Here is a 13,997-nt window from a genome sequence, read left to right on the forward strand (position 1 = left end):
AGGTTAAGCGTCATGAAAAAGTATTATAGAAATTTAATAGCAATCTTAGTATTGCTCACAGTAACCATGAGTTCCTGTAAAAAGGATCTGGAATTAAAACCAATTAGTAATTTAAGTGATGACACTTATTGGAAAAATGCAGATCAATACGATGCCTTTGTCTCGGGTATGCATAGTAAGTTCCGCGGACATAACGGTAATTTTATGTTTCTAGGTGAGCTCCGTTCGGGGATATATGGTAATGATCCGGGAACTACGGCTTCCTTTACCGGTGAAGCCTCTCAGGGATTGGAACGGATGTGGTTACATACATTAACTTTAGATGCTGCTGGGGTGAGTAATTTTGGAACTTTTTATACCAATATCAATCAGCTGAATCTATTAATTAATAAGCTGAATACCGGAACAATTTTGTCCGAACCAGCAAAGAAATATTACTTAGGTATTGCTTATGGAATGCGGGCCTATTATTATTTCCAAATGTATAGAACCTGGGGGAAAACTGTAATCCAGACGGAATTTATAGATGCAGCAAATCTGGATCTCTTTAATCTGTCAAAACCGGCATCATCTGAGGCTGAGGTGTTGAAATTAATTCAGGATGACATTAATACATCTAATGATAATTTTGGAGCGGATTATTCCATTAGACGTACAAAATCCTATTGGTCTAAAGCCGCCACTTTAATGTTGAAAGCTGAAGTTTATTTGTGGACTGCACATAGAACTGGTGGAATGACTGATGCCAATATTGCAAAAACTGCATTAAATGACATCAAAACCAACATACCTGCATTAGGTTTGGTTACAGTTTCATCTAATCCTTTAAATTCTCCTTACGCTGATGTTTTTGCAACAAAAGGAAATAAGGAAATGATAATGGTTAGTCGAAATCAATTGAATGAAGCAGAGATGTTATTTATTCCGACATCCTTTACACCTCAAGCAGGTCTGATAGCTAACTTTTACGATTCATTAGCAAACCGTAAGTTTAATACTTCTTCTGAAAATTATGGAGGCCTGCTACGTGCACCAATTAAAATTGCTACTTATAGAAAGTTCAGTGATAAAGATACACGTAAAGATGCATCTATTCAGGCTGCTTACTCTTTGGTAAGTCCAAATGTATATAAGATTGCAGGCTGTTTCCTAAGAAAATACCAGGGGCAACAAGATGCAGGAAATAGAAAATACACCAACGATTTTCCGATTTATCGTTATGCAGACTTATTGCTGTTAATGGCTGAAGCAAAAGAGGTTTTGGGTGAAAGTCCGGCCGCAGAGATCAATGAAGTAAGGGCCAGAGCTTATGGTGCTAATTACAACGTAGCAGTGCAAGGATTTCCTAATCTACCTGGTGATGGAGATATCAAAAATGTAATTCTGAACGAGCGTTTATTCGAGTTTATAGGAGAGGGCAAAAGATGGTACGACTTAAGACGTATGGGGGATAGCTACGTGTATGCTAATACTGGATTGTCTGCTGGTGAATCTTACAAGCTTCTATGGCCAATAGATAGAGCTTCATTGACAAACAACAGGGCTTTAACACAGACAGACGGTTATCCGCAATTTTAAAATATTGTTTCCTTTGGTTTAATCAGTGGCAGTTTAAAACTGCTGCTGGTTTATTAAAGTTATGCACAAATCTTTTACAAATAATATCTACACAAAATGATAGTTTCAAAACTAGAAGGCTTAATAGCCGCTCCATTTACGCCAATGGATGAAAATGGAGTATTAAATTTATCTTTAATACCTAAGTATTATAATTTCTTAAAATCAAATCGCGTTACTGGTGCATTTATTTGTGGTTCGACTGGAGAAGGTGTGTCTATGACCACCGAAGAGAAAAAGAAAGTAGCTGCTCAGTGGGCAGAATGTACGGATGACGATGATGATTTTAAGGTAATGATGCTTTTAGGAGGTACAAGTATTGCCGATTGTAAAGACCTTGCGCTATATGCAAGTCAGATCGGATTATATGCCATTTCCTTTACGTCCCCATTTTATTTTAAACCGGCAAATGCAGAAGTTTTGGGCCAGATTTGTGAGGAGATTGCATCTGTAGTTCCTGAAATGCCTTTTTATTATTACCACATTCCTGTTTTAACTGGTGGTAATTATGCAATGATTGATCTCTTACATGCTGTTGATGGTAAAATTCCAAATTTTGCAGGTATCAAATACACCCATGAAGATTTTATGGATTTTCAAAGTTGCATGAGCTTTAAAGATGGTAAATACGACATGTTATGGGGGCGTGATGAAAACATGTTATCTGCTTTGGTATTAGGTGCAAAAGGAGCTGTAGGTAGTACTTTTAACTATGCGGCTCCACTTTATTATGATTTAATTGATGCATTTAATGCTAATGACTTGGTAAAAGCTCGCGAATTGCAACAAAAATCAATCGATATGATTCGATTGTTAGGTAAATACGGTGGTATTTCTGTAGGAAAGGCTTACATGAAATTGATTAACTTGAATTGCGGTGAATTTAGATTGCCAGTTAAAAATATGAATGAAACTCAATCAGTGCTGTTTAAAAAGGATGTTGAAGCCCTGGGCTTTGATCACTTTAAATCAGTCGGCTAGATTGGTTAAATTTTTAAAAAATGTACAAATACATCTTCCTATCCTTTTATATCATGTTAATTACTGAACTTGTTGTTGCTCAAAAAGCAAAACTACAAAGCGTGGAATGGACGCTTGCAGCTGAACTCAAAGATAGTGATGGAAATCGCTCGCTGGGTTTTGCCGGAGCTATTAATGCAATCGATAATGATGTGTTTATTGTGGCGGGAGGTGCAAATTTTCCCGACAAAATGCCTTGGGATGGTGGTAAGAAGCATTATGCCAACGAAATTCATGTACTGCAAAAAACTACGGAGGGATATGCTTGGAATAAGGCTGTAAAAGCTAAACTGCCGGAACCTATAGGTTATTGTGGTTACACATCAACAGCCCAAGGAATTGTTTATGCTGGAGGGGAAAATAATAATGGTTTTTCAAACCGGGCCTATCTTTTAAATTGGGATGATGCTAGTGAAAGTGTTATTATAAAACAATTGGCAAATCTGCCTGTCGCTATAACCAATATTGCTTTAACTAATATTGGTCATATCGTTTACGCAGTAGGAGGTGATTTACAAAATAAGTCTTCAAATGCATTTTTAAGCCTTGATCTTTCCAAAGAAAACGCAAAATGGGAAAATATGCCCAATCTTCCAGTTGCATTAGCTAATACTCTAGTAGTGGTTCAGCAATATAATCATGGGAAGAGTATTTATATGATCGGAGGAAGAGCCAAAACTTCATCAGGAATTAGTAATCTGTATCATAGCACTTTTGTTTTTGATTTTGAAAAACAAAAATGGAGAGATGCTGCTCCAATAAGTGATGGCAAAAATGTAACTAACTTTTCTGCAGGTTCGGGTGTTGCTATAGGAGATCATTTTATCCTGATTACGGGCGGAGACGATGGAAAAACATTCAATAAAATAGAGAATTACCTTACGCAAATTGCCAAAAGCAGTAATGATGAACTTAAAAGAAAGCTCACAAAAGAGAAGAATGAACTAAATATTAATCATAAAGGGTTTTACCGGGGTATGTTGTTATACAATACCTTAACCAATACTTGGACTAAGATTGGCGACTTGCCTTTTCTTGCTCAGGTTACTACAAAAGCCACATTGTGGGATGGGAAGATTGTTCTTTCTAATGGAGAAGTAAAACCAGGTATACGAACGCCAAACGTAATGTTAGGTACTATAAAACAATAATATCTAAAACTAAAAACTAAGCAATTTTATTAGACCAAAATGAGATGAAAGATACAAGTAGATATGCCTGGGTTGTTGTAGGATTACTTTGGGTTGTTGCATTACTGAATTATATGGACAGGCAAATGTTGTCGACCATGAAACCAGCTATGCAATTGGATATTGCCGAATTGCAGTCGGCCACTAACTTTGGTTACCTCATGGCTATTTTCCTGTGGATTTATGGGTTTATGAGTCCTGTGTCAGGAATTATAGCGGATAAATTTAATAGAAAATGGTTAATCGTTGGTAGTCTGTTTGTCTGGTCAGCCGTTACTTATATGATGGGTTATGCAGAAACTTTCAATCAGATTTATTGGTTACGTGCATTAATGGGCGTTAGTGAAGCTTTATATATTCCTGCAGCATTATCATTAATTGCAGATTTCCATTCTCCAAAAACAAGGTCTCTTGCTATAGGCATCCACATGACGGGTTTATATATGGGGCAAGCGCTTGGTGGTTTTGGGGCTACAATTGCTGAGGAATATTCCTGGCAATCCACTTTTCATTATTTTGGTATAGTAGGTATTTTCTATGCTTTTATATTAGTGTTTTTCCTGAGAGAAGCAAAAATAGCAGAAGAACACTCGACCGATCAGATAAAAGTAAAACCATCCTTGTTTAAAGGTTTGGGATTGCTTTTTACAAATATCTCATTTTGGATTATCCTGTTTTATTTCGCTGTTCCAAGCTTACCAGGATGGGCTGCTAAAAATTGGTTACCAACACTTTTTGCACAGAACTTAAATATTCCAATGGCTACAGCAGGGCCATTGTCTACTATAACTATTGCTGTTTCATCTTTTATTGGTGTTATAGCCGGTGGTATTTTATCAGACAGATGGGTGCAGAAAAATCTTAAAGGCAGGATATATACCAGTGCGATAGGTTTAGGACTAACTATCCCTTCATTGCTATTGCTTGGTTTCGGACACACACTTTTTCATGTGGTAGGTGCTGCGGTATGTTTTGGGGTTGGATTTGGAATGTTTGATGCCAATAATATGCCTATCCTATGTCAGTTTGTCTCGGCTAAATACCGTGCAACAGCTTACGGACTGATGAATATGGTTGGGGTATTCTCTGGGGCTTATATCACCGATTTACTCGGAAAATCAACCGATGCCGGTCATCTCGGTAAAGATTTTGCCATGCTTGCCGGTATAGTATTGGTTGCTTTGGTTGTACAGCTTTATTTTTTAAAGCCAAAAAATAATGACTTCGCTGATTCCAGCGTGTAACTTTTAAAATATATTCTAATGAAGACACATCACATATTTAATTGCTTTTTGCTCCTCGCTATATTAAGTGTATCAGCCTGTGCTGATAAAGTTTATAAAGGAACGGGTAAAGATGCCATCACAATTATTGCGAAGCCAACGGTAAATCCGATTTTTAAACGAATGGAAACCAATCCGTATTTACGCTTTGAGCTTGTTATTCCAGAAGGAAAGGAAATCAATTATCGCCAGTTAAAGGGCACAATAGCTGCTGATGGGTGGAAAGATATCGCAAAACTGGAACTTTACCTTGGTAATGATCAGGAAGATATTTCCAAAAGCACCTTAGTTGGTAGTACAGCAACGATTTCAAGTAAATTTGTTATCCCTTTTACAACTGCATTGACGGCTGGAAAACACAATTTATGGTTAAGCGTTACGCTAAATGATGATGCGGATATTGATCATAAACTAACCATCAAAGCAGATCAGATGAATGATGGAACTGGCTTGGCTTATAAAGTAACTCAAAATGAAGTAACATCACGTTACCTTGGAATTGCATTGCGCAAACCTATGGATGAAGGTGTACATACGTACCGTATCCCAGGGATCATCACCACCGATAAAGGAACCCTGATTTCAGTTTATGATATCCGTTACGATAATGATGTAGATCTTCCAGGAAATATAGATGTGGGCATGAGCAGAAGTACAGACGAAGGTAAAACCTGGGAGGGAATGAAAAATATTATGGATATGGGTGGCCCATTAGATAATAGTGGTGCCGGTGATCCATCTATACTTTTTGATCCGGTTACTAAAACTATATGGGTTTCGGCTTTATGGAGTAAAGGGGATAAATCTATTAAAGGATCAGGACCTGGTTTAACACCCGATGAAACGGGACAGTTCATTGTATGTAGCAGTACTGATGATGGTTTAACCTGGAGTAAGCCGTATAGTATCACTTCACAAGTGAAAAATCCAGAATGGCGTTTATTTTTCCCTGGCCCGGGTAATGGAATTGCAATGGCCGATGGAAAAATTGTTTTCCCTGCCCAATACTGGGATGCAGTAAAAATGCCATACTCAACTTTAGTTTATAGCGACGATCATGGCAAAACATGGAAATCTGGTGTGGGAGCTAAATCAAACACAACCGAAAGTCAGCTTGTAGAAACTACCCCAGGAACATTGATGTTGAATATGAGAGATAACAGGGGCAAGTTCAGAAGCGTAGCAACTACGACTGATATGGGGCAAACCTGGACGGAACATGCTACTTCTTACAGTGCTTTACCTGATCCGGTATGTATGGCAAGTTTCATTAAAGCAGATGTAAATGTTAAGGGGGCAAATAAAGATGTGTTATTCTTTAGTAACCTGAATACTTCAAAATCACCAAGAGCGCATACGACCATTAAGGCTAGTTTAGACTTGGGTGAAAGTTGGCAGCCAGCAAACCTTTTATACCTTGATGAGCGTAAATCCTATGGATACTCGGCCCTTACCAAAATAGATGACCAAACCCTGGGTATTTTATATGAAGGAATAAGAAGTATGCTATTTGTGAAAATCCCTGTCAAAGATATCATTAAGTGATAAAACAGGATCTCAACAATTCATAAAATGCTTAAAAATTTAAGTCTGATATTCCTGATCGTTTTGATGCAGGCTATGGCTACAGCGCAAACTGTAAAAGTAGCTTGTATTGGAAATTCAGTAACTTTTGGTGCTGGTTTGAAAAACCCTGCTACGGAAGCCTATCCTGCATTATTGCAAAAGTTGATGGGAAATGGATATGAGGTGAAAAACTTTGGTTTAAGTGGTGCTACACTGTTAAAAAAAGGGCATAGGCCATATTTTAAAACCAAGGAATTTGCTGCAGCAATGGATTTTAAAGCAGATATTGCTATTGTACACCTGGGCTTAAATGATACCGATCCTCGTAACTGGCCGGATTATAAAGATGATTTTGAACCTGATTATGCCTGGCTGCTGGATACCCTAAAAAAACAAAACCCTAAGGTTAAACTTTACATATGTAAGCTTACGCCTGTATTTAATGGCCACCCTAGGTTTAAGTCGGGAACCAGGGATTGGTATTGGCAAATTCAACAAACCATTCCAGTAATCGCAAAAGCAAATCAGGCACAGATTATTGACTTAAATAAACCGCTACACTACAGACCAGATCTTTTTGCCGATAATCTTCATCCCGATAAAGAGGGAGCAGCTATTATCGCTCAAACTGTATATGAAAAATTAAGTGGCAATTATGGTGGGTTAAAACTCTCTGCAATATTTACTGATCACATGGTGATGCAGCGTAATAAGCCTATTCCTGTATATGGTACAGCAAATGCGTATCAAGATATTGAGGTTGTTTTTAATCATAAAAAGCTTAGAACAATTTCAGATGCTGATGGACAATGGAAAGTGTCTTTCCCTGAAATGACACACGGCGGTCCCTATCTGCTAAAGGTAAGTTCTGATAATGTTAGTCTTGAAATAAAAGATATTTTAGTGGGTGATGTATGGTTATGTTCCGGGCAATCTAATATGGCTTTTCCTTTAAAAGCTGCAGCAACAGGAAAGGCAGAACTTGCTAATTTAAAAATCAACCCTCAGTTACGATTGCTGAAATATAATCAGATAGCAGAAACTAATAATGTTGCCTGGGATACTACGACACTTGAAAAGATCAATCAGCTTAAATACTTTAAAGGCGAATGGAAAACAACAAATACAGCTTCAGCCGCAGATTTTTCTGCAGTAGCCTATTATTTTGGGAAAAAGATCGCAGTTGATGAAGCTGTTCCTGTAGGATTAATAGAAGTTGCTGTTGGAGGTTCGATCATTGAATCCTGGATAGACAGATATACCATGGAACATGATGAGCAATTGGTTGATGTGCTTACAGATTGGCGTAAATCCGACTTCATACAGGAATGGGCCAGAGGTCGTGCAGACGTAAATTTAAAAAAAGCAGCTAAGGTAAAACAGCGTCACCCTTATGAGCCTGCTTACAATTATGAGGCTGGTATTGCACAGCTAACGAATTTTCCTATTAAAGGTGTCATATGGTATCAGGGTGAAAGCAATGCTCAAAATGTGGAGCAATATGAACATTCTTTTCCTGTCTTAGTTAATAGCTGGAGAGCGAAATGGGGATACAATTTTCCTTTTTATTTTGTACAGCTTTCTAGTATAGACAGGCCATCATGGCCATATTTTAGAGATGCGCAACGCAAGCTTCAGTTAAGTATTCCAAATTCAGGTATGGCAGTAAGTTCAGATCTGGGCGATTCTCTTGATGTTCATCCAACAAGAAAGAAAGAGGTTGGCGAGCGACTCGCCTTACTGGCGTTAAAAAATACTTACAATAAGTCTATACGCGCATCTGGGCCCGTGGCATTGAGTGCTAAAAAACAGCAAAACGAAGTGTTGATTTCATTTACAGACTGCGACAAGTTGTTAACGGCTGATAAATTACCCCTTACAGGCTTTGAACTGGTAACAGAAAAAGGACAGCACATCATTCCTGTAAAGGCAATGATTGTGAATAAACAAATACGATTAAGCATCCCTAACGGACAGCATATTAAAAAAGTAGATTATGCATGGAAACCATTTACCCGTGCAAATTTAACTAATGAAGCAGGCTTACCAGCTTCTACATTTTCAATTATAGTCAATTAAAAATATTCAAAATGAGCTATACATCACAGGATTTAGAACAACTTAAGGCTTATTACAGCCATCAGTTATTAAATGATACAGTGCCTTTTTGGTTTCCAAGGTCAATTGATCAGGAATATGGTGGTTACTTATTGATGCGGGATCAGGATGGAACCCTGATTGATGATGATAAGGCGGTTTGGATACAAGGACGTGCAGCCTGGCTGTTATCAACTTTGTATAACACAGTTGAGCAGAAACAAGAATGGCTGGATGCTGCAAAATCTGGAATAGATTTTTTAAACAAGTACTGTTTTGATACAGATGGACAGATGTTTTTCCATGTTACCCGTGATGGCAGACCTATTCGTAAACGTCGTTATTATTTTTCCGAAACCTTTGCTGTGATTGCTAATGCGGCTTATGCACAAGCAAGTGGAGATGAAGCTGCTGCAGAACGGGCTCGTTATTTGTTTGGAAAGTGTATCGAATATTCGACTACACCCGGTATTTTACCAGGTAAATTCACAGATACAAGACCTGCAAAAGGAATTGGAGTGCCCATGATCATGATGAATACAGCTCAGCAGTTAAGAGAAACTATTGGCGACCCGCGGTGTGATGAATGGATCGACAAATGGATCAATGAAATCGAAACCTATTTTGTAAAGGATGACATCCGTTGTGTAATGGAGCAGGTTGCTCCAGATGGTAGTATTATTGACCATATTGATGGCAGAACATTAAATCCAGGCCATGCTATTGAAGGTGCCTGGTTTATTCTTCATGAAGCAAAATATAGAAATAATGATCCCAGATTGATTAAGTTGGGTTGTAAAATGCTTGATTATATGTGGGAACGTGGATGGGATAAAGAGCATGGAGGTATCATGTATTTTAAAGATGTGTACAATAAACCAGTGCAGGAATATTGGCAGGATATGAAGTTCTGGTGGCCACATAATGAGGTGATTATAGCTACATTATTGGCCTACACCATTACCGGAGATGAAAAATATGCTGAATGGCACAAGATGGTACATGATTATTCTTATCAGCACTTCCATGATGCAGCAAATGGTGAATGGTTCGGTTATCTGCATAGAGATGGGAGTTTAGCACAAACCGCTAAAGGAAATATGTTCAAAGGTCCGTTTCACTTGCCAAGACAGGAGTGGTATTGCATGACTTTATTAAATGAATTTTTAAATCAACCTGTTGCTGAACTAGCAACCATAAAGGTGCATTAAGAAATGATTAAAAAGAAAATTATCTTTCTTGTACGCTGTCTTGGTGTTTTAATGATGATCATCAATACAGTAAAAGCACAGTCGGCCGTAAAACAGCAAGGTAACATAATTCCTATGCCTCAAAAGATGGCTGTTAAAACTGGTCTTTTTAATCTTAAAAACTGTAAGGTCATTGTGGTAAGTAATAAGCTTTTTTTTAAAGAAGCCTTGCAAATGCAACAATATCTTAAAAGTAAGGGTATATATGTACTTATTAAGAATGGAGCCTCTATCTATAAAACTGGTTTAATTGTACTTAAACAAGCCGAGATTAAAACGGTAAAATCTACAAAAGAAGCTTATAATTTAGCTGTAACACCTGGAAGCATTGTGGTAACGGCTTCAGGTGGGGCTGGGATTTTTTATGGACTGGAAACTTTAAAGCAGCTTGTTCAGAAAGATAAGCAAATACCAGCATGTGATATTACTGATTGGCCATCCTTTGATTGGAGGGGCTATATGATAGATGCAGGAAGGAATTTTGTACCAATGGATTTGATCAAACAGCAGATCGATATGATGGCAAAATATAAATTGAACATCTTTCATTTTCATTTTACGGAAGATATTGCCTGGCGACTAGAAAGTAAATTGTACCCACAACTTACTGACCCTGAAACTATGCTGCGTAATAAGGGAGAATATTATACAGAAAAAGACTTGAAAGAGTTGATTGGTTATTGCAAGGACAGGCATATTATGCTGATACCGGAAATAGATATGCCAGGACATAGTGCTGCTTTTAAAAGGGCAATGAAAACAGACATGCAAAGTGATAGCGGCCTGGCTATAGTAAAAAATATCATTACAGAATTTTGCAATACCTATGATCTTCCTTACCTGCATATTGGTGCAGATGAAGTAAAAATTACCAATCAGAATTTTTTACCAGAAGTAACAGCATTGATTGAGAAACTAGGGAAAAAGGTAATCGGCTGGGAGCCTGGAGGTAATTTTACAGAAAGTACCATCAGGCAGTTATGGATGGAAGGAGCAACTAAGGTAAGCAGCAATAAAAACATCAAATACATAGATTCCAGACACCTTTACATCAACCACATGGATCCCCTGGAAAGTGTGATTACTATATTTAACAGGCAGATTTGTAACCTCGATCAGGGGAATGATGCTGCATTGGGCGGAATTATTTGTGTATGGCCAGATAGGAGGGTAAATAGTCCACATGATGTAATGATACAAAACCCTGTTTACCCGGCAATGCTTGCTTTTGCTGAAAGAAGCTGGAGTGGTAGTGGTACTAGTGGTTGGACTGCCTGTATCGGGGCTCCGGAAACTGGTGCTGCCAAGACTTTTGCCGAATTTGAAAATCGTTTAATGGCACACAAAGCTTTATATTTTGCAAAGCTTCCATTCCCTTATGTAAGACAATCTGATGTGCATTGGAAACTTTATGGACCATTTAATAATGAAGGCGATTTAAGCAAAACATTCGCACCGCAAAATAAGAATTTCAACATCCAGACAACTCCTGCAAACCTAATGGCAGTGGGTGGTACTTTAATATTAAGACATTGGTGGGCTCCATTGGTAAAAGGTATTCTAGACAATCCACAGGAGAATACTACCTGGTATGCGGTTAGAAGGGTATGGAGTGATAAAGAAGAAACCCGTAACTTCTGGATAGGCTTTAACAATATTTCACGTTCTTATGCTTCAGATTCACCTGAAAAGGGGACATGGGACAATAGGGCAAGTCAGGTCTATGTAAATGGCCAGCTCGTTACACCTCCATTATGGAAACAAGCAGGAGCAAAAGGAGACATGGAGCTTCCATTAATTGACGAGGGATATGAATACCGTGAACCGACAAAAATTCAGCTTAAGAAAGGTTGGAATAAGGTTCTGGTTAAATTACCTATAGCATCATTGAAGGGTAAAGATTGGAAAAACCCGCAGAAATGGATGTTCACCTTTGTAGAGGCGGGGATTTAATCGTAATTTTGCCATTGATTATACGATGGTTTCATTAAGCGAACATTCTGAAAATGAACTTGCTGGTTTGTTAAAAACCGGAAGTGAGGCCGCATTCAGTGAAATCTATAATCGTTACTGGGATAAGCTCTATGTTGTGGCCAGGAAACGTCTGGACAGTACATTTGAAGGTGAAGAAATCGTACAGGAAATCTTTTGTAACCTATGGCGTAAAAGAGAAATATTTCAACTCGATAAAGGATTCAATAATTATTTCTCGGTTGCAGTAAAATTTGAAGTCATCAACAGACTTCAGAAAAGGGAGCGTATCCAAAATCTTGAAAGGAATCTTAGTATTCAACTCACAGAATTTGACGATACTACTGCAAAACAGGTAGATTTTAATGAGCTTAAAGCACAGATTGAATTAACAGTCCGGCAGCTACCTGAAAAATGTCAGATCGTATTCCGGTTAAAACACGAGGATGGATTGTCTCAGAAGCAGATCGCAGACCAATTGAATGTATCCGAAAAAACAGTGGAGGCACATCTTTCTAAAGCTCGTAAAACCATTAAGGATCAGTTCGGTAGCTTAGGAAGTTTGTTCTTTTTAATATTTTTATAAAAATAATTCATTTCGGACTAAGGGATTTGTCAATTCTGATTGGCTATATATAAAAGTAGCCTTTAATGAATACCCAAAAAAACAATCAGCGTTTATCTGAACTTGCCCAGAAATGGAAAGATGGAACCATTACAGCTCAGGAACAAACTGAGTTTAATCAATGGTATGATTCTTTTGACGATACCTCATTGGATGAAGTTTCTGCTGAAACCGTTTCTCAGCTTAAGCAACGGTTGTATACTAATGTGTTAAAGCAAGAAGATATTCATCCAGCTCAGCCGGTAAGGTCGTTAAAGCTATGGTATCGCATTGCAGCAGCAGCGGCGATATTAGTGATATTATCAACAGGAATTTATATTATTAATACTCCTAATAAAATTTATGAGAGTAATGATCCTTTGGTTAAGGAGGATGTAAAACCTGGAGGTAACAGAGCCTTGCTTACACTGGCCGATGGAACTACAATTGTAATTGACGATGCTACTGACGGGAAACTTGCCGAACAAAGTGGTGTAATTATTACCAAAACAAAAGATGGACAATTGGTTTATCAGTTTAAAGATTCAAATAGTTCTGGTAAAGGGGTATCTAAGCAGTTTAATACAATTTCAACACCTAAAGGAGGACAATATCAGGTTAATTTACCTGATGGTACTAAGGTTTGGCTAAATGCAGCTACATCAATTAAGTTTCCTGTAACATTTTCTGATCTTAAAGAAAGAAGGGTGGAGTTAAATGGGGAAGCTTATTTTGAAGTTCATAAAGATAAGCTTAAGCCCTTTAAAGTTGCTTCAGATCTTCAGGAAGTAGAAGTATTGGGAACTCATTTCAACGTCAATACATACAAGAACGAAAGAAACAATAAAACAACTTTGTTAGAAGGCTCAGTAGAACTACATTCTTCAGTAACAGCAGACTTAAAATTGAGACCTGGTGAACAGTCTGTGCTAAATGAAAAAGGAGTAGATGTAAATAAAGTAAATACTGAAGAGGTAATTGCCTGGAAAAATGGAAACTTCCTGTTCAATGATGAGCGTTTGACAAGTATCATGAGACAATTGGAACGCTGGTATGATGTAGGTGTAGATTATTCGACTATCCCAGATACGCGTTATAATGGTTATATCTCCAAGAATGTTAATCTATCGAACGTATTAAACATGCTGGAAATAACAGGGAACTTAAAGTTTAAAATAGAAGGAAAAGTAATAAAAGTATATAAATAACCAAAAATACACATTATATGTAACAACTATACAAAAAAGAGAAGGATGGCTTTACGACTTTATTGTGCGGGAACATAATAAAGAGCCGGCAGTGCGGGAACACTACCGGCAATAAGGTAAGCTTATCTATTAAAAGAGAGAATCAGTCAATAAAATCAACAAACCTTAACACTAACAAATTTATGAATTTC

General features: G+C 37.7%; 10 protein-coding genes. All 10 read left to right on the plus strand.

The features are described from left to right. Positions 1-12 precede the first annotated feature (12 nt). The 10 genes from nanU (at position 13) to WC623_RS15045 (ending at position 13,806) form a co-directional block, all read left to right on the plus strand. Positions 13-1,578: a SusD family outer membrane lipoprotein NanU gene (gene nanU, locus WC623_RS15000; RefSeq protein WP_372852458.1), complete on the plus strand. Its 1,566-nt coding sequence runs from the start codon at positions 13-15 to the stop codon at positions 1,576-1,578. A 96-nt stretch (positions 1,579-1,674) separates the two neighbouring features. After that, positions 1,675-2,598, plus strand: coding sequence for a dihydrodipicolinate synthase family protein (locus tag WC623_RS15005; RefSeq protein WP_372852460.1), 924 nt, complete (start codon positions 1,675-1,677; stop codon positions 2,596-2,598). Positions 2,599-2,618: 20 nt separating this feature from the next. Beyond that, positions 2,619-3,788, plus strand: coding sequence for a galactose oxidase (locus WC623_RS15010; protein WP_372852462.1), 1,170 nt, complete (start codon positions 2,619-2,621; stop codon positions 3,786-3,788). Between the two features lie 44 nt (positions 3,789-3,832). After that, a complete protein-coding gene (locus WC623_RS15015) occupies positions 3,833-5,071 on the plus strand; it encodes an MFS transporter (protein WP_372852464.1) in 1,239 nt (412 codons plus the stop codon). Positions 5,072-5,089: 18 nt separating this feature from the next. Continuing rightward, the gene (locus WC623_RS15020) at positions 5,090-6,655 is read left to right on the plus strand and encodes an exo-alpha-sialidase (RefSeq protein ID WP_372852466.1); all 1,566 of its coding nucleotides are present in this window, start codon (positions 5,090-5,092) and stop codon (positions 6,653-6,655) included. A gap of 27 nt (positions 6,656-6,682) precedes the next feature. Next, the gene (locus tag WC623_RS15025) at positions 6,683-8,755 is read left to right on the plus strand and encodes a GDSL-type esterase/lipase family protein (protein WP_372852468.1); all 2,073 of its coding nucleotides are present in this window, start codon (positions 6,683-6,685) and stop codon (positions 8,753-8,755) included. Between the two features lie 11 nt (positions 8,756-8,766). After that, positions 8,767-9,984: an AGE family epimerase/isomerase gene (locus WC623_RS15030; RefSeq protein ID WP_372852470.1), complete on the plus strand. Its 1,218-nt coding sequence runs from the start codon at positions 8,767-8,769 to the stop codon at positions 9,982-9,984. Between the two features lie 3 nt (positions 9,985-9,987). Then, the gene (locus WC623_RS15035) at positions 9,988-11,976 is read left to right on the plus strand and encodes a family 20 glycosylhydrolase (RefSeq protein WP_372852472.1); all 1,989 of its coding nucleotides are present in this window, start codon (positions 9,988-9,990) and stop codon (positions 11,974-11,976) included. Between the two features lie 25 nt (positions 11,977-12,001). Next, positions 12,002-12,580, plus strand: coding sequence for an RNA polymerase sigma factor (locus WC623_RS15040; protein ID WP_372852474.1), 579 nt, complete (start codon positions 12,002-12,004; stop codon positions 12,578-12,580). Positions 12,581-12,645: 65 nt separating this feature from the next. Continuing rightward, positions 12,646-13,806 (plus strand): FecR family protein, encoded by a 1,161-nt coding sequence (locus WC623_RS15045; protein ID WP_372852476.1) that lies wholly within the window; start codon positions 12,646-12,648, stop codon positions 13,804-13,806. Positions 13,807-13,997: the final 191 nt, after the last annotated feature.

The organism is Pedobacter sp., assembly GCF_041645105.1.
Classification (GTDB): domain Bacteria; phylum Bacteroidota; class Bacteroidia; order Sphingobacteriales; family Sphingobacteriaceae; genus Pedobacter.